Origin of the sequence: Zeaxanthinibacter enoshimensis, assembly GCF_004362865.1 — a bacterium.
GTDB classification, from domain to species: Bacteria; Bacteroidota; Bacteroidia; order Flavobacteriales; family Flavobacteriaceae; genus Zeaxanthinibacter; species Zeaxanthinibacter enoshimensis.
The window spans coordinates 681,648-699,331 of the sequence record NZ_SNYI01000001.1 but is presented as its reverse complement, the minus strand read 5'-3'; the positions used below and the strand labels follow the sequence as shown (position 1 = coordinate 699,331).

General features: G+C 47.7%; 11 protein-coding genes. 5 read left to right on the top strand and 6 right to left on the bottom strand.

What is annotated here, in order from left to right:
* Positions 1–4: 4 nt before the first annotated feature.
* Positions 5–1,150: a DNA polymerase III subunit gene (locus tag CLV82_RS03115; RefSeq protein WP_133642833.1), complete on the bottom strand. Its 1,146-nt coding sequence runs from the start codon at positions 1,148–1,150 to the stop codon at positions 5–7.
* Positions 1,151–1,263: 113 nt separating this feature from the next.
* Here CLV82_RS03115 and CLV82_RS03110 point away from each other — a divergent pair, with 113 nt between their 5' ends.
* The 3 genes from CLV82_RS03110 to CLV82_RS03100 all read left to right on the top strand — a co-directional run bounded on the left by CLV82_RS03110 (position 1,264) and on the right by CLV82_RS03100 (position 5,191).
* Positions 1,264–2,454 carry a phosphoglycerate kinase gene (locus tag CLV82_RS03110; protein ID WP_133642832.1) on the top strand — a complete coding sequence of 397 codons (1,191 nt, stop codon included), beginning with the start codon at positions 1,264–1,266 and terminating at the stop codon, positions 2,452–2,454.
* A gap of 114 nt (positions 2,455–2,568) precedes the next feature.
* Positions 2,569–4,173, top strand: coding sequence for a LysM peptidoglycan-binding domain-containing protein (locus CLV82_RS03105; protein WP_133642831.1), 1,605 nt, complete (start codon positions 2,569–2,571; stop codon positions 4,171–4,173).
* A gap of 13 nt (positions 4,174–4,186) precedes the next feature.
* Positions 4,187–5,191, top strand: coding sequence for a DUF4837 family protein (locus CLV82_RS03100; RefSeq protein WP_133642830.1), 1,005 nt, complete (start codon positions 4,187–4,189; stop codon positions 5,189–5,191).
* Between the two features lie 91 nt (positions 5,192–5,282).
* On the opposite strand, the gene CLV82_RS14690 is transcribed toward CLV82_RS03100, so the two are convergent.
* From CLV82_RS14690 to tatA, 5 genes are all read right to left on the bottom strand, one after another.
* Positions 5,283–5,450 (bottom strand): DUF6747 family protein, encoded by a 168-nt coding sequence (locus tag CLV82_RS14690; protein ID WP_166636661.1) that lies wholly within the window; start codon positions 5,448–5,450, stop codon positions 5,283–5,285.
* Positions 5,451–5,656: 206 nt separating this feature from the next.
* Positions 5,657–8,236, bottom strand: a complete 2,580-nt coding sequence (locus tag CLV82_RS03095) for an OmpA family protein (protein WP_243744129.1) — start codon at positions 8,234–8,236, stop codon at positions 5,657–5,659.
* Positions 8,237–8,490: 254 nt separating this feature from the next.
* Positions 8,491–9,411 (bottom strand): PorP/SprF family type IX secretion system membrane protein, encoded by a 921-nt coding sequence (locus CLV82_RS03090; protein WP_133642829.1) that lies wholly within the window; start codon positions 9,409–9,411, stop codon positions 8,491–8,493.
* A gap of 26 nt (positions 9,412–9,437) precedes the next feature.
* The gene (locus CLV82_RS03085) at positions 9,438–14,600 is read right to left on the bottom strand and encodes a T9SS type B sorting domain-containing protein (RefSeq protein ID WP_133642828.1); all 5,163 of its coding nucleotides are present in this window, start codon (positions 14,598–14,600) and stop codon (positions 9,438–9,440) included.
* Between the two features lie 293 nt (positions 14,601–14,893).
* Positions 14,894–15,079: a twin-arginine translocase TatA/TatE family subunit gene (gene tatA, locus CLV82_RS03080; protein ID WP_133642827.1), complete on the bottom strand. Its 186-nt coding sequence runs from the start codon at positions 15,077–15,079 to the stop codon at positions 14,894–14,896.
* Between the two features lie 196 nt (positions 15,080–15,275).
* On the opposite strand from tatA, the gene CLV82_RS03075 reads away from it, so the two are divergent.
* Both CLV82_RS03075 and CLV82_RS03070 read left to right on the top strand, forming a co-directional pair.
* Positions 15,276–16,142, top strand: coding sequence for a M23 family metallopeptidase (locus CLV82_RS03075; protein ID WP_133642826.1), 867 nt, complete (start codon positions 15,276–15,278; stop codon positions 16,140–16,142).
* 9 nt (positions 16,143–16,151) lie between these two features.
* Positions 16,152–17,654, top strand: coding sequence for a GH3 auxin-responsive promoter family protein (locus CLV82_RS03070; RefSeq protein ID WP_133642825.1), 1,503 nt, complete (start codon positions 16,152–16,154; stop codon positions 17,652–17,654).
* The last annotated feature ends 30 nt before the right edge of the window (positions 17,655–17,684 follow it).

The following is a 17,684-nucleotide window of genomic DNA, read 5'->3' as shown; positions in this document are numbered from 1 at the left end:
GAGTTTAGGCGGCTTTGTTATGTAATAGCCGTGTGAGTTTTATAGACAGGTCTGTAAAAATGATTTTCGGATTCCCGTTGCGCTCAATATGGTACATGGCATCTTCCAGTTCACTGACCAGGGCTTCCACGTTATTCTCGTGTACGAAAGGCGCAAATTTCTCAAGTTTAAAATCTTCCGAATGCATCCGAAGGTAGGCCAGGGGGGCCACATTGTAATTCAACAGCATGGCCTGGCGGATAACCGTTAAACAGTAGCGGAGGAAATTCTTCTGAGTTTCCCGCCCGGTACGGGCAACTTCTTCGCTCCACATGATCAGGTCGTGAATCGCAGCCTTATTACCCTTGGCCTTAAAGGCAGAACGCACCCACTGTATAAACCACTTCTCAAACACCAGGTCTTCAGAATCATGGTTCATCAGGTCCAGCGCCTTGTTGTAATTACCATTGGATTCATGGGCAAGCCTCAAAGCCTCTTGCCTTTCCAAACCGTTGGCCACCAGGGCATCGGCGATCACTTCTTCCGCCAGGGGCGGAAAATGGATGATCTGGCAACGCGAACGAATGGTTTGCAACAACTGTGACTCGTCTTCGGTAATAAAAATGAAGACAGTTTTTGCGGGAGGTTCCTCGATCAGTTTTAATAGTTTGTTAGAGGCTTCGGTATTCATTGCCTCAGCCATCCAGATGATCATTACCTTATAACCTCCTTCATAGGATTTCAGGGATAATTTCTTAACGATATCCTGGGCTTCATCCACCCCAATCCTTCCCTGTTTTTTCTCAATACCAATCATGCGGTACCAGTCGAAAAGATTGCCGTAAGGTTGTTCTTTCAGGAATTGTCGCCATTCCGGTAAAAAATGACTGCTGACCGGGTGATCCTTATCTCTTTTTGCCACCGGGAATGCAAAGTGCAGATCGGGATGGGTGAGGTTACTGCATTTGCTGTTGCAGGGTGAGAAGTCCGGCTCATTTTCGCCGCCTGTGTTGCCGCAAAGTAAATACTGTGCATAAGCCAGGGCTATAGGCAGGGTCCCGCTTCCCTCCGGGCCAACCAGCAACTGGGCATGTGGAATTCTGCCTGCGTCTGCACTGGCGGTAAGGTGACTTTTAATATGAGTTAATCCCAGGACCTCCTTAAACTTCATAGAGGCCAAAGATAGGGTATTTGATATTTTCTGCATACCAAATAAATACTGGCGGTACTTCATGTAGCCCGCATAAATCTTTACATTTGTTTTTCCTATAAAAATAAACCGCGATGACAACTATAGATGATTTTAACTTTGACGGAAAGAAAGCTCTTGTAAGGGTAGATTTTAATGTACCTCTTAATGAGAAATTTGAAGTAACGGACACCAACAGGATAGAGGCGGCCCGGCCTACAATCCTGAAGATCTTAGAAGATGGGGGGAGCGCGATCCTGATGAGTCATCTCGGCAGGCCGAAAGGAAAATCTGACCCGGATATGTCTTTAAAACACCTGGTGGATAAAGCCTCGGAGATCCTGGGGGTCAAGGTTAATTTTGTGGCCGACTGTATCGGGGAGGAAGCTAAGGCAGCCGCCCAGGCACTTAAAAGCGGGGAGATACTGCTGTTGGAAAACCTGCGGTTCCACGCAGAAGAAGAAGCGGGCGATGCAGGTTTTGCCAAAGAGTTGTCTGAACTCGGGGATATCTACGTCAACGATGCTTTCGGAACTGCACACAGGGCGCATGCTTCTACCACCATTATTGCCCGGTATTTTGAGGGCTCCAAATGTTTTGGTTACCTGATGGCCAAAGAGATCGCCGCCATCAAGAAAGTAATGGAGACCGGGGAAAAGCCCGTTACCGCGGTACTGGGCGGGGCAAAAGTTTCATCCAAGATCACCATCATAGAGAACATACTGGATAAAATAGATCACCTGATCATTGGCGGGGGAATGACCTACACCTTCGTAAAGGCGCGTGGCGGTAAAGTAGGGGATTCTATTTGTGAAGATGATAAACAGGAACTGGCCCTGGAAATTCTTGAGAAAGCAAAATCCAAGGGAGTGGAAGTACATCTTCCTGTAGACGTCGTGGCTGCCGATGATTTTAATAACAATGCCAATACAAAAGTGGTATCCGTGGATGAGATTCCCGAAGGATGGCAAGGACTGGATGCCGGGCCGGAAACCCTGGAACGATTTAAGGAGGTCATCCTGAAATCGAGAACGATCCTCTGGAACGGGCCTGTGGGAGTTTTTGAAATGCCCAATTTTGCCAAAGGAACTATTGCCGTGGGTAACCAGATCGATGAAGCTACTAAAGCCGGTGCTTTTTCGCTCGTGGGCGGTGGCGATTCTGTTGCTGCAGTGAAGCAGTTCGGGTTCGAGGATAAGGTGAGCTACGTGTCTACGGGCGGGGGAGCAATGCTCGAAAGCCTGGAAGGGAAAACACTTCCCGGGATAGCCGCAATAACGGACTAAACCCCCGCGTTATCAACTGTAAGACTGTTACTTAATCCCTGTTGCTGCAGAAATTTCAGAATTTCGGGAAAAAAACCGATTTTCGTAATCCGCTCTGAATCAAAGAAAAAACCTATGACTACAAATCTCAATATCCGATGGAGTACAGCCTTGCTGCTGCTGGCTTTCCCAGTTTTCGCCCAACAAAGCGACAACAATAAGGAGGAAGAAGCAGAAAAGGAAAGGCTGACTGATAGTATTGCTATAGCAGAAGCTGAAGTAGAACAGCTGGTGTTAAAAAAAGTAGTGCTGCCCGGGGAGGAAGGTGTCATGGGAACCAGCGGGAAAAAGGGATACCTTCTGGAAGACCATGCAGAAGCAGCGAAATACGACAGTCTCTGGCTAAAGGAATTGAGTGAGAATGCCTCTTATTATAACGAGATACAGGAGACGGTGATCAACCTGGATACCCTGGACCCGGCCTATAAGGCAGTGGATACGGAAACGCTCAAGGAACGTCTGGCAAGACTGAACGAGAAGACTCCTTTTAATGTGGAGTACAATCCGTCCCTTGAAAATGTCATCAATTCTTTCCTGCTCCGAAAGCGCGGCCTGATGGAGAGAATGCTTACCAGCAGCCAGTTCTATTTCCCGATGTTTGAACAGGCACTTGATAAATATAACATCCCCCTGGAGATAAAATACCTGGCTATTATAGAATCTGCACTTAACCCGCGGGCTAAATCCAGGGTGGGGGCTACGGGGTTATGGCAGTTCATGTACGGTACAGGGAAAATGTACGACCTGGATGTCAGCAGTTACGTGGATGAACGCAGTGACCCTATACAATCAACGGAAGCTGCCTGCCAGTACCTTTCAAAGCTGTACGACATTTTTGGAGACTGGGACCTGGCCCTTGCAGCGTATAATTCGGGCCCGGGCAATGTAAACAAGGCGATTCGCCGATCAGGAGGACAAAAGAATTACTGGAACCTGAGATCCCATCTCCCCAGGGAGACAGCGGGTTATGTGCCGGCCTTTTTAGCGACCATGTATATTTTTGAATACGCAGACGAACATAAGTTACAGATCAAGAAAGCAGACCGGCCTTATTTCGAGACCGATACCGTTCACGTAAAGCAAATGATCACTTTTGACCAGATATCAGAACTGGTCGGGGTCAGCCAGGAGGACCTGAAAACCCTCAACCCTTCCTACAAACTGAATATTATTCCGAAGATCGAAGGCAAGACCCACGTACTTCGCCTTCCCAAATGGGCTGTTGGTAAATTCGTCAACAATGAACCCGCCATCTATGCCCATGTGGAAAAAGAACTGGCCCAGCGGGAAAAACCATTACCCCAGCTGGTACAGGCAGAAGAGCGGATCAGGTATAAGGTCCGGAGCGGGGATTACCTCGGCAGGATAGCAGAGAGGTACGGCGTTGGCGTCAGCCAGATAAAGCGATGGAATGGCTTGCGGAGCAATAATATCAGGGTGGGGCAAAGACTGACCATATATCCCAGGAAACCGGTAACTACCGCTACCCCGACAGCATCGAACAACTCCGCTTCCACCAGCAATGCCAAGACTCACGTGGTGCAGAAAGGGGACTCTCTATGGACCATCTCGAAGAAATATCCTGGCATAACTATTGATAACCTTAAAAAGTGGAACCGTCTCAGCAGTAATAACCTGATTCCCGGTACCCGATTGAAATTATGCGAATGTTCTTCTTAAACACAAACCAACGATGAGATACCTGGGAACACTATTAGCTTTACTTATTTTATTTACCGCCTGCGAAGAGAAAAAAAAGAAGACCTATAAACCTGCATCCCTTGGATCTATCAACTCCCTTTCCGTGGTGATGGAGAACCACTTATGGGAAAGTGCGGTGGGAGACAGTGTCCGCGCAATTTTTGCTGCCCCTGCGATCGGACTTACCTGGGAAGAACCTGTTTTTAATATAGAACACATGCCCCAGCGTGTATTCACGGGTACCACCCGGCACAGGAGGGCTGTACTTTTTGTGAGTATAGACAGTGCTGATGTGGCACACTATAAGAAGGATGTCTATGCTCGGCCGCAGATCGTAGCCGTGGTGAAAGCACCCACTAAAGACCAGTTGATAGAAAATTTAAAAGAGGAAGCCGGGACCCTGGTCGCCGCTTTCAAGCAACAGGAGATTGAAGAAACACAAAACCGGTTCAGACGGTCTTTAAATAAAAGTACTGTATTACAGGACAAATTCGGGGTCAGCCTGGACTTGCCGCTTATTTACAAGGTGGGCAAAGAAGAGGAGAATTTTGTGTGGATAGACCGGGAGATACAAAAAGGAACCATGAATATCCTGGCCTACACTATGCCGGCTGACCACTTTGACAATGATACCACCCTGGTAAAGGATATTGTAAAGATGCGCGATTCTATCGGCAAAATGTACGTGCCCGGACCAGACATTCCCGGCAAGACCACGTATCTCTCTACAGAGAAGGCTTTTGCACCTTATGTCTTTACTACCCAGATATCAGGTAGGGACGCCCTGGAAGTCAGAGGAATCTGGGAGATAGAGAATTACCCAATGGCCGGCCCATTCCTGACCTATATAGTGGATGACCCGGAGAACGACAGGAAAATTGTGCTCGAAGGGTTCACCTTTGCCCCTTCTACCAATAAAAGAGATTATATGTTTGAACTGGAAGCTATCCTGAAGACACTGGAATTCAATAAACCCAAAACGGAGCCCGCTCCGTAAGCCTCAGGAAGGCTTTTAAGCTGTTATCATAAAGGTCACGACATATTTCACCAGAAACATACAACGTCCCGGCAGGGGCGTTTTTTTATGGCTAGAAGGCATAGCCCGTCAGTAAGCGGTAGACGAAAGCATATAATACGATAGCAAATAACATGAAGCAGAACCAGGAGAACAGCTTAAAGTAATTGCGCACCAGGAAATTCCCTATATCCCTGAAGGCGCTGAGGTAAAGTTCTTTAAGAAATGCAAATTGCTTCATGGAAGGTAAGCCGTATAGGTATAAGTATAACTCCGTCTGACCCAGGCAAAGTATAAACCAGGCTTAATTTGTTGTAAAAGAAGCAGTTAAAGTGGTTAAAGCTTGTTTTACTCCTGTTTTCACGGCTAAGAAGACCACTGGAAGCAAAAAAACCGCCCGGGATATCCAGGGCGGTTTAGGTTGGTTGGTCAATTAAATCATAATATTTACATATCCACGATGATAAACTCTGATCTCCTGTTAAGCTGGTGTTGCTGGCTGCTGCATCGTACACTTCCGTCACATTCGTTCAGCAGGCGATCTTCGCCATATCCAATGGCGCTCTGTATTCGTTTGGGATCTATCCCCTGGGATACCAGGTAATCACGGGTAGATTTCGCCCTCCTGTCTGAAAGGTAAGTGTTATAGACCCTGGGTCCGCGCGAATCCGTATGGGATTCGATCTTGATGACCATACTTGGATATTCGTTAAGAATCGCGACGAGTTTGTCCAATTCCTCCGAGGCATCCTGCCGTATATTGAACTTGTCAAAATCAAAGTAGATCATATCCATCTTAATTTTGCGGATACCGTCTTCCACGGCGATCAACTCTTCCAGTTTCTTCAGCTCAAATGCGGTGTCTATACGTACGTTGTCGAGTGTAGTTACCTCTGTTTTGCTTTCAAAATAGGATTCTTTGTTTACCTGTATAGAATATTTGGTGTTCCCTTCAAGATCTTCAAAGACAAAGGAACCATCAGCTTCGGTAACTACTTCTTTAAGTTTCCTGTTGTTTTCATCCAGTAAAGTGACCAGGGCCTCCGGGACAACTTCTCCGTTAACAATCTCTGTGACGATCCCGGCAATCGCATTTTCGTTGACCTCTTCAGGGATCAGCTTCTTAAAGGAATAGATATCATCATCACCTTTCCCCCCACTGCGGTTAGAAGCGAAGAATCCTTTTTGGGTTTTCTCATCTATGATAAAGGAGAAATCGTCTTTATTGCTGTTTACGGGTCGGCCGAGATTCCGAACTTCCAGAAAACCGTCTTCCTGGTTGAAGGCCACCTCGAAAATATCTAGTCCGCCCAGTCCCACATGACCGTCAGAAGAAAAATAAAGCTTGTCCTCGTTGATAAAAGGGAACATTTCTTTCCGATCCGTATTGATCTCGGGACCCAGGTTCCTGGGATCTGAAAAACTGCCGTCCTCCATGACATCAACCACGAAAATATCTGTGGCTCCTATGGTTCCCGGCATATCTGATACAAAATACAATTGCTTCCCGTCAGGGCTTAAGGCAGGGTGACCCGTAGAATAATCGTCACTCGTAAATGGTAATGCCTCAGCTTCGGACCAGCCCTTCTCTGTTTTGATTGATCGGTATATTTTTAGATGGTTTACCCCGTGTTTATCTCTTTTCAGCTTCTTCCCGTAGTTATTACGCGTAAAATAGATGGTGTTCTGGTCAGGGGAGAAGGTGACCGAAGCCTCGTGGTATTTGGTATTAACGGTCTTGTCAAACTTTACGGCATCCCGGACTTCCTGGCTTTCTTCATTCATTTTAGCTACGTACAAGTCCAGGTAGGGTTGATTGTTCCACTTGTATCTCCGTGTACTGAAGAACGAACTATCGGCAGCGGATGCAAACACCAATTGGTCTTTGCCGTATCTCATCGGGCTGAAATCGGAATATTTAGAGTTGATGTCAAGGTTTTTAACCTCCATCTGGGTCTCACTCTTCAGAATATTATCCAGTACCACTTCACCCCTGGTGACCCGGGGGATGTTGTTCCGGGCATCCTCATCCTGTTTCTCCAGTTCTTTGTTGTATAAACGCATCAGGCGTTTAGCCCTGCTGTATTTCCCGGTTCCTTTCAGCGAATGAGCATATTTGAAAATATTATCTGTACTCATTTCCTTTTTGTACTTATCGTACAACATATCATACCAATAATAGGCTCGCACCATGTTGGTATTGAAATAATGAGCATCCCCGACCCTTTCGATGGTCTTAAAGGAATAGTTCTCGCTGTCCTCCAGGGCCAGTTCATAAAGTTCGGCCGCTTCTGCGTACCACATTTTATCAAAATACTGGTCGGCTTTCTGAAGAAGTTTAGAGGTACTGTTATCATCATAGGCTGAAGGACTGCTGGCCTTCATAAATGATTCCTTTACGGTGGCCGGTGTATTCAGTTCCCGATCTTTTACCTCGGCTATTTTCTTTGTAAGGGCGGTATTAGGGGCCTGTACTTCTCTTAATTCGCGCTGCAGGGCCATCTGTTCGGTTTCCACGGCCTGCTGTACCATTGCTTCCCGGTCTGGCTGGGGGTTTGCCATCTGCAGGATCCAGGTGGTAGAACCGTACCGGTTGTCCAGGTTGGAATTGCAGGCTTCTATGGCATCCTGCCACCTGGCATAGTGCTGCAGGTAAACATAGTGCATTTTATTAGCAGGGTTGTAGACAAAATCTGCCTTGAATCCTCTTTTGCTGAGGTTCCGAACCGATTTCCGGGCATTTGCTTTTTCGCCAAATACTCCGGCTACTATATAATATCCATTAACATATTCGGGGAGATGATCAAATTTCCTTGTAAGGATCTTATGCTTTTTTGCTTCTCGCAGGAAGGCCTCGCTGTCCTCCTTTTGATCCGTATTGCTGGTATTCTTTTCTGCCGACTGAAAAGACACAGGAGCAATTCCTCCGGTTGCCGCCATGGTATCTGCCGGGGGGGTCTGTGCAAAGGCGGTATGCACCAGCAGGAACGCGGTGAAAACCAGGACAAATGTTATGTTTATCTTCATTGCTGTATAATCGGGGAAATTGCTATTGACATTCGGTTTGTTCTGTGCCCGGGCATAGTTGTAAAAAACATGTACCCGTATCTTAGGTAACGCTGAAATTAGGGATAACCCCATCCCTGGATTATTTTTTGTTGTGAAACAAGGCTTTTTTGTCGTGTATGCCGTATTAATGTAGTTCATCGATGAAATACCCCACCTTGTCTGGGGCAAATTTCAGGTATCCTAGGAATGAAAGCGCAGATGCAAATCCATGTTTAGAAGAACCTGGGAGATTTTAAAATAGTTCCCTTGGATACCAATTGGTATCTCAGAAAAACTTCATGGGAACCCGAATTATAATAATTGAGTTCATTGGTATTATAATCATAGGCATAACCAAAAATGAAGCCCGGGGCGATCTCCATACCCAGTACCCCGCTCAGGGATTCGTCAAATCGATAATTTGCACCAAGGGAAAAGGTGTCGAATAACAAAAAATTTGCGGAAACATCCTTGGATAGTGGGTTACCGCGGACATATTTCAGATAGAAGGAAGGCTTGAATTTAATGTCGGATCCCAGTTCAAATACATGACCTCCGATAAGGTAGTACTGTATGCGCTCTGTTTCTTCTGCTTCTTCGAATTCCTCGTAGCGGACATTGGGAAGCAGGTTTGGAATAGAAAAACCCAGGTAAGATTTATCAGAATAAAAGTACCCTCCCGCCCCAAGGTTGGGCAAAAGTTTGCTGTTGATATTCGTATTAAAAACCGCTTCCGGATCCCTGAAATTTCCCTTGGACCAATCGATGGAGAGGAGCCGGACACCGGCTTTGATACCAAGGCCCAGCCGGGCATTGGTCGAATTCAGCAACAGGGTGTGTGCATAATTCGCATCCATATAGGTTTCCTGTGAAGGCCCCAGCTCATCCTGTATGACGGAAAGACCCAACCCGTCAAATGTTCCCACTGGGGTTTCCACACTAAAAGTCATAGTCCTGGGCGCTCCCTCTATCCCAGACCACTGGCTGCGGTATAATGCCATTAAGGTGAGATCCCCCCGGGACCCCGTATACCCGGCATTGACGGTCATAGGGTTAAATTGATACTGGGTAAACTGCGGGTTTTGCTGGGCATAACCACAGTAAATACCAAGTAGTATAAAAAATGCTTTTATAAGAGCGAGCGGTAATTTCATTCTTTACTTTATCGGTGTTTTCATCATCAGCGACTGATATAAAGCCAGCCAGTCAGGTCCGGTGTATGGCCATCACCGAGACTGAGGATGTAATAATAGGTGCCTGTATTCAGTTCCTTATCCGGGTTTTGGGTTGAACTGGATTTGCTGATGCCTCTCCAGCTGTTGTCATAACCGGGCTGATCATAGACTTTGGATCCCCATCGGTCAAAGACCTGCAAACGGCTATTGGGATACTGTTCAATGCACTCGATGTACAGGACGTCATTGAGGCCGTCTCCATTCGGGGAAAATTCATTGTAAACTACCAGGCAATTTTCTTTAAGGTTGATTATCGCTGTATCCATGTCCTGCCCTCCTGCATCAATCAGCTGGTCGGCATAAATAATCCGGGCGATATTCTCGTAATTACCACCTGCTGTAATTTTAACCTGCATGCTAAGTGTAGCACTTTGACCGGCCTCCAGTACGGGAATTGTCCAGGTGTTATTCTTGAAGGTACCGACGCTGGTACTGACGTTTTCCAGTTCATAGCCGGAAGGCAATTCATCCTGCACCAGGATGTTCGTTGCTTTTTGGTTACCGTGATTAGTAAGTGTAATAATGAATGTGACCAAATCCCCTAGCTGTACCTCCGTGCCGGTAACTTCCTTTGTGAGCAGCAGTTCCGCAGTAGGTACGGTAAGTTCTACCCCATCTTCATCATCCTGGTCCTGGTCCCCGTCATCATTCCCCGGCTGCGAATCCGGGTCTGCCTGGTCCGTGGCTGCTATTTCCGCAATATTCCGGTATTCCCCGATTGCCCCGGTTGCAGGCAGTATTCTGACCTCGTAATTAATGCTGTATATGCCTACAGGTATTTCCGGGATGTGCCACTGGATAAGGTTGTCGTCTATTTCTGCCCCGGGAGCAGAGACCATTTCAAACCCGGGAGGTAACTGGTCTATAAGTAATACGTTGGTGGCAGTATCCGGCCCGTTGTTTTTTATATTCAATGTAAACATGACCGTATCCCCAACATTAGGGTTGGTGTGATTTACCAGTTTTTCCAACTCCAGGTCGGCCAGGGAGGTCACCGATTCTATTCCTGAACTGTCCGACTGGTCTGCCGGAGTAGAATCTGCCTGGTCTATAGCAATAATACTCGCGGTATTGACATAAGGACCGGAAGCGTTGACTGCAGCCTTTATTTCAAGGGTTGCCAATTCGCCTACGGTTAGTTGCGGTATATCCCAACGCGAGGTTCCGGGCACATAACTCCCCGCAGAGGCACTTGCTGACAGCAGGTCATACCCGGCCGGCAATTCTTCTGAAACACCTATACCAGTGGCCGTATATGGCCCATCGTTAAGAATTGTTATGGTAAAGACCACTATCTCACCAACCGCTGCCTCGTTCCTGTCGATCTCCTTGGTGAGTACAAGGTTGGCTGTCGGTGTCGGGATGGTATATTGGGCCTCATCGTCTTCGCTTTGATCGCCGTCGTCATTTTTGGGCTGGGAGTCCGGATCCTGCTGGTCCAAAGCAATGATCTGGGCCATATTACGGTATTCTCCCGGGATGCCTCTGGGCGGATTTACACGGACTTTATATTGCAGCGAGACCTCCCCGACGGCTAGTTCCGCTAATAACCATTCTATTTTATTTCCAGAGATTACTCCTTGCTGTTCTGCAGAAAGAATAGTAAAACCGATTGGTACATTATCTAGAATACGGACGTTGGTGGCTAGATCAGGCCCATGGTTAGTTACGGTAAGCGTGAAAGTAATTTCATCTCCCACATTCGGATCTGGATTATCTGCACTCTTCTGTAATTCCAGGTCAGCAGTGGCCTGCACCTCGATGGTGATACTATCTGTATTTGTACACCCTTCGGTGTCGGTGCCTGTAACCGTAAAGGTTGTAGTTGCGAATAATTGTACCGCTTCTCCATCAACTACCCCCTGGTCCCAGGAATAGCTTTCGGCACCACTACCTGTCAGCGTCACATAATCCCCTGAACTGATAAGCATGGAAGACGCTCCCGCCCGGACATCTGGTCCGGGTAAAAGGCTGAGCCTGGCGGGATCTGAATCCACTTCACAGACATATGAATCTCCTGTGATCAGCGCCCGGTATTCCTTGCCGTCAAGGCTAAAAGGGGCCTGGTGTATTTTCAGGGTGTCAGTTTTTGTGCCGCTATACCTGGAATCATCAGCCAGATCGATCCAGTTATTTCCTTCGCGAATTTGCCACTGGGAAGTTTGTGCACTCACAGCTTCTACTGTGAAGATCACGTCTTCTCCCTTACAGCTCAATTGGTCTTCCGGGTGGGTTACTATGGCCGGGGAGGTTGCTTCTGTAAAATCATAAATACCATTGGCGTCATTGTCGGCAGGCAAGTGGTACGCGGCAAACCTTACGGTACCGTCACTTTTAACCAAGGGAGGGGAACCGGTTCCGTAGAAGGGATTATCTCCCCCGTCTGCATTTGGGTTGGAGTAGGCTTCATCAGCATCACTACAACCATCCGCATCACTGTCCGTTGAAAGATAATCTTTCAGGTTGGCAGAATCCGCATCTCCCATGCTGTAATTCAGAACCCCGGAATCTGCCGTGGTTTCAACAGCATCTGCTAATCCATTGCCGCCAAAGGGTCCGCTCAATATTCCACGGTTGTGCTCCCTCTTATGACCGGCTTCCACAGCATCATATATGCCGTCGTTATCACTATCCAGGTCCAGGTGGTTGGGCACCCCGTCATAGTCTGCATCCATGATATACCGGACAGGATTGATGTAATTGGTAACACAGAGGAATTCTATGTGGTGCAACCTGCGGAGCGACTTGGCCCCGGGAACTCTTGCCATGGCCCCCACCCTTACGGTCATCTCCGATTTGGAAGTATAATGAACACCAAAGTTGGCTTGCGGGTTGGCATTACTCGCCCCGTTATAGGTAACCGTACCGGAGGTTCCCACAACCCATTTCCCATCGCTGTACATACTAAGCTCAGTTGGATCAGAAAGAACGTAGTGTGAGGGTTTATCTGCCCAGGTTTGTTCGGCGTATTGGGCCGTCCCGTCGATATCGTTAAAATTCATGAAAAAGTTATCGATCACGACCGAGTTAAAACTATTGCTTTGTACAAATCGGATCTTGTATTCTATCAATCCCTGGTCGCCTGTGTCAGTAAAGCTGAAGGCCGATTCCGGCCGGAAAGCATGGGCGTCCGTATCATTAAAATCGATGGCAATGATAGTAGCATTATAAATATCAGAAACGGTTATCAGTGCATCGATCCCTGGGCTCACTTCGGAAATCCGGTACACCGCACCCTTCTGTTTGTCAGTACCTGATATCAGTACTGCCTCATTGCTGAAATCGAGCGGCACTTCTCCTCCGCAGGCAGGCTGGTTCCTGTCCATGATAACACTTTGCTCTTCGCTATCAGGGATCCCGTCATTATCATCATCCAGGTCGTCCTTGTCAAAGATCCCGTCGGCATCTGAATCCAGGAAGGGCGGGGGAATGGGATCTATAACGTCCAGCCTTACTACCGCTGTATCGCATAGCCCGGAAGCGTCGCAGATCTGGTATTCAAAGCTGTCAGGTCCTTTATAACCCGAGTCAGGTGTATACGTAATCTCGCCGGTACCGGCAACGGAAAGTGTTCCGTTGGCAGGCTGTGCCAGGCCCGAAGTGGTGACGGAGTTCTGCAGCAGATCGCCATCCAGGTCCAGGTCATTCTCCCATACCTCGAAGACCTGTGGCTCCTCCATTTGTACCAGGTAAGTGTCGTCTTGTGCACAGGGTTCAGCACGGATATTTACGGTATAAGGGGGGTAGGGCTGACTGGTACACACCCCTGGCTGGCTTATGACCAGGCTGTAATTCCCCGGGCTGTTCACCTCTACTTCGCTGAGTCCTATACCCAGCAGCAGTCGCTCCCCGCCGGGAAAACTCACCCCGGGACTCAGGGATTCCCACTGGTAGACAGCATCAGTCTGCTCAACGGCTGCCCGGAGAAACAGGCTTTCCTCGGAAACACAACTTTTAAAGTTTCCGGGAGAGAGAATAGTATTATCGATCGGGGGAGGTACATCGGCTTCCCCCAAGGCATAAGGTCCTGCAAAATCGCGGAGACCGGAACGCATATTGCTGCTGATCCGGCTCTTATACAATACACTGCTGTATTCTGTACTACAAACGCTGGCATCGGGAAAGTTCATGGCAGGATCTAATCCGAGCCTGCTGAGGTTCACACCGAATTCGGTCAGTATTTCGGGGTCATAGGCGTATGCCGGGTTCGATTTGGAATCGAATACCCCCCAGGGCGGCGATTCTGTAAAATCATTATTGATCGATAAGAAACCTGCTGTATTTACATTGATCAGGGCATACCCAAATTGGGATCCCGGGGAAGCGCTGATGAAATCGATATAACCGAAACCTCTGTTAGACAGGTAGTCGGTCAGGGAGACCCAGATCCACACTTCCATATCGACTACTGTTGAGGCAGTAAACTTTAAACCAATGGTCATATCCCCTGTCTGGGTGATCTGGCCCCCGGGGTCAAATTTCCAGGAGGTATGCCCGTCATCCGGACCCGAGGTACGGAATTTATCGCCTTTTAATTCAATCTCACTGACATAGAATTCCACATCTATGTAGTGGGTGCCCCCATTGGCAATGGTGCTGACTGCACCTGCGATCCACAGTGAATCATTTGCAGTTGTGCCATCTCGCCTGATGTGGATATAGGTATCCTGCAGGTCGGTTTTTGCAGGAAGGCCATTACTGTCCACTTCCCAGTTTTCAGGGTTGTGTCCCGTGCTGTCATCAAATATACTGTCATCATCCCAGCCCCCGGAAGCAACCTGGTCGTGGCCATAACGAGCCTCGAGGAAGATCCTTCCCTGCTGTACACTGCCCTTGGCAAAACGCATGGGAGCTTCAAAATCTTTGTTTTTCCCTTTGCTGATATTGGACTGGAAGGAGAATAGCTGGTCCAGGCTGATCACTCCCAGCCCGGATTCTCCCGGGAACCAGTCGTCTTTCCCGATACTTTGAGTACCGGATAGGATTTCAGCGTCCACCTCGAACCCGGCAGCTTCATCTTCCTGGGCGGTCAGTGAGTTTGTTGCAAGGGTAAGCAGGAAAGCGAGAATAAAACCTAATAATAAGTTTATTTTTATATGGGGGAACAATGTATGATGCCTTTGTTAGTTCGAATTTGTTTAATGAATCCTGATTTAAGTGCAAGCAATCTTAAACAAAACAAAAGGCAACTCGGAATAATTGTTGTGAATTGACAGCGAACTGATGTGAAGAAGCATTTTTTATCGATGACCGGGGATCAGCTTTCTGCTTTAAGTTCCGGCAGGTGGTAATTAAGGAGGCAGATAGGGTGTTTAACCTCTTGAAACGGGGCATACTGATCAGGGGGCAAAAAAAAACATCCCGATCAGGGATGTTCTTAAAACTTTATTAGAATCGTGGACTAAGATTCCTTCTTTTCCTCCACTTTCTCGTCTTCCTTGGAAGCGTCTTTAAATTCTTTAATACCGCTGCCCAGACCCCTCATCAGTTCAGGGATCTTTTTACCGCCAAACAATAAAAGAACCAGCACTACGATGACTGCAATCTGCCAGGGCCCGATAGCCAGAAATGGAATAAGTGATACCATGTAATTATCTTTAAATGGATTACAAAGGTACTAAAAAACCATTTACCTACACGTTAATTATAGGAGGAGGTTTTTGCAATTGTTTCAAATAAATTATCTGATGAGACTTGCGCGATTGAGGCAGTACGCTCTTAAATTTCATAAATTTAAGTAGCAGAGCGCACGATATTCAGAGTGAACCTTATATTTGTGCTTCATGGCCAAAAAAGGAAAGAAACGGAAGGAGATCAGGAGAAAGCTGCTGCATAAGTATCGCCTGGTCATCCTGAACGAAAGCACCTTCGAGGAGAAGATCTCCTTTAAACTGAGTCGTCTCAATGTGTTTGTGACAGGCTCCCTGGCCATTATTGGGTTAATTGCTTTGACTACCTTGCTCATCGCTTTTACCCCGTTAAGAGAATACATCCCGGGCTATTCTTCCACCCGGCTGAAACGGCAGGCAACCGAACTTACCTACAAGACCGACTCCCTGGTTACCGCCCTTAATTATACCAACAGGTATCTGGAAAGGATTCGGATGGTGTTACGAGGGGAAGTGGCCAGCAGTGAGGTACGCCCAGACTCCATTTACGAGTCGTTCAAAATAGATCCAAGCACGGTAGATCTCCGCCCGATACCCCAGGACTCGGTGCTCAGGGCCGAAGTTGCATTGGAGGATAAGTACAATGTATTCCAGCGCGAAGAAACCAGTGAAGGAATAACCTTTTTCTCGCCGGTCAGCGGTACGGTTTCGGATCCCTATAATGCCAAGATCAAACATTACGGCATTGATGTGGTGGCTGCCAAGGATACCCCGGTAAAAGCAGTAGCCAATGGTACGGTTATCTTTGCAGAATGGACGGCAGATACCGGGTATGTGGTCATCCTGGAACACAAAGATGGATACCTTTCGGTATATAAGCATAATGGCTCCCTTTACAAAACCCAGGGCGACATCGTCCGGGTAGGGGAAGTCATCGCTTCTGTTGGCAATACCGGCGCCCTTACCACAGGAGAGCATTTGCACTTTGAATTATGGCATGAGGGTACTGCCGTGAACCCTGCCAATTATATCGAATTTTAAAACCACTTTATGTCCCTCAAATCTGTTGCTGCCCGAATTTTTGCCTGGCATGTGGCCCGTAAGACCGCGAAATGGGTCAGGGAACCCCATCGCACCCAGGGTAAGGTTTTCCGGGATCTTATCAGCACTGCAGCAGCTACGCAATTCGGAAGGGACCACAAATTTTCGGAAATAAAAAATCATGTTGATTTCGTGGCCAGGGTTCCTATCCGGGATTACGAAGATCTGAAGCCTTACGTGGAGCGTTCGGTCGCTGGGGAGCCCGATATCCTCTGGCCGGGGAAGCCATTATATTTTGCCAAAACCTCCGGTACCACGTCCGGGGCAAAATACATCCCCATAACCGCTCCTTCCATCAAATACCAGGTAGAAGCATCGCGCGATGCCATCCTTCATTACATCCACGAGACTGGGAATTCGGCTTTCGTGGACCGCAAGATGATCTTTTTACAAGGCAGCCCTGAACTGGCCGAAAAGAATGGGATCAAACTGGGACGCCTGTCAGGAATTTCCGCTCATTACGTTCCCGATTATTTGCAGAAGAACAGGCTTCCAAGCTGGGAGACCAACTGTATCGAAGATTGGGAGACCAAAGTAAATGCCATTGTAGAGGAGACACAGAACGAAGATATGGCTGTGATAGCCGGGATACCTTCCTGGGTACAGATGTATTTTGAGAGACTGCAGCAAAAGACCGGGAAAAAGGTGGGAGAGCTTTTTAAAAATTTCCAGCTTTTTATTTACGGGGGAGTGAATTACGAACCGTACCGGGCGAAGTTTGAAGACCTGATAGGTCGCCGTGTGGATAGCATAGAATTATTTCCTGCCAGTGAAGGATTTTTTGCCTACCAGGATTCACAGCAGGAGAAAGGATTATTGTTATTACTGAATTCCGGGATTTTTTACGAGTTTGTCAGGGCAGATGAATTTTTTGATGAGAACCCCGGCAGACTCTTACTGAAAGATGTGGAATTGGGGGTTAATTACGTGATGATCATATCCACCAACGCAGGCCTCTGGGCCTACAACCTGGGAGATACCGTTCAGTTTATTTCTTTAGCTCCGTACAGGGTAGTGGTCTCCGGCCGGATCGCGCATTTTATATCGGCCTTTGGAGAACACGTGATCGCGAAGGAAGTGGAGCAAGCCATGCAGGATGCTGTGGCCGCCACCGACGCCCAGGTGAACGAATTTACGGTGGCCCCGCAGATCACCCCCGAAACTGGGGAACTTCCCTATCACGAGTGGCTGATCGAATTCTCCAGGGGACCGTCAGATATGGAAAAGTTCCAGGAAGTGCTCGACCAGTCCTTGCAGCGGCAGAACAGTTATTATTTTGACCTGATAGAAGGCAAGGTGCTGCAGCAGCTCAGGATAAGCAGTATCCGTGAGGGCGGGTTCCGGGATTATATGAAATCCATTGGGAAACTCGGGGGTCAGAACAAGGTACAACGCCTGTATAACGATCGTTCTGCTGCAGATGATATCCTGAGGTTCCGGGCCGAAGCTTGATCCTTATTGGCAGGCACTTAATCCCCTGAA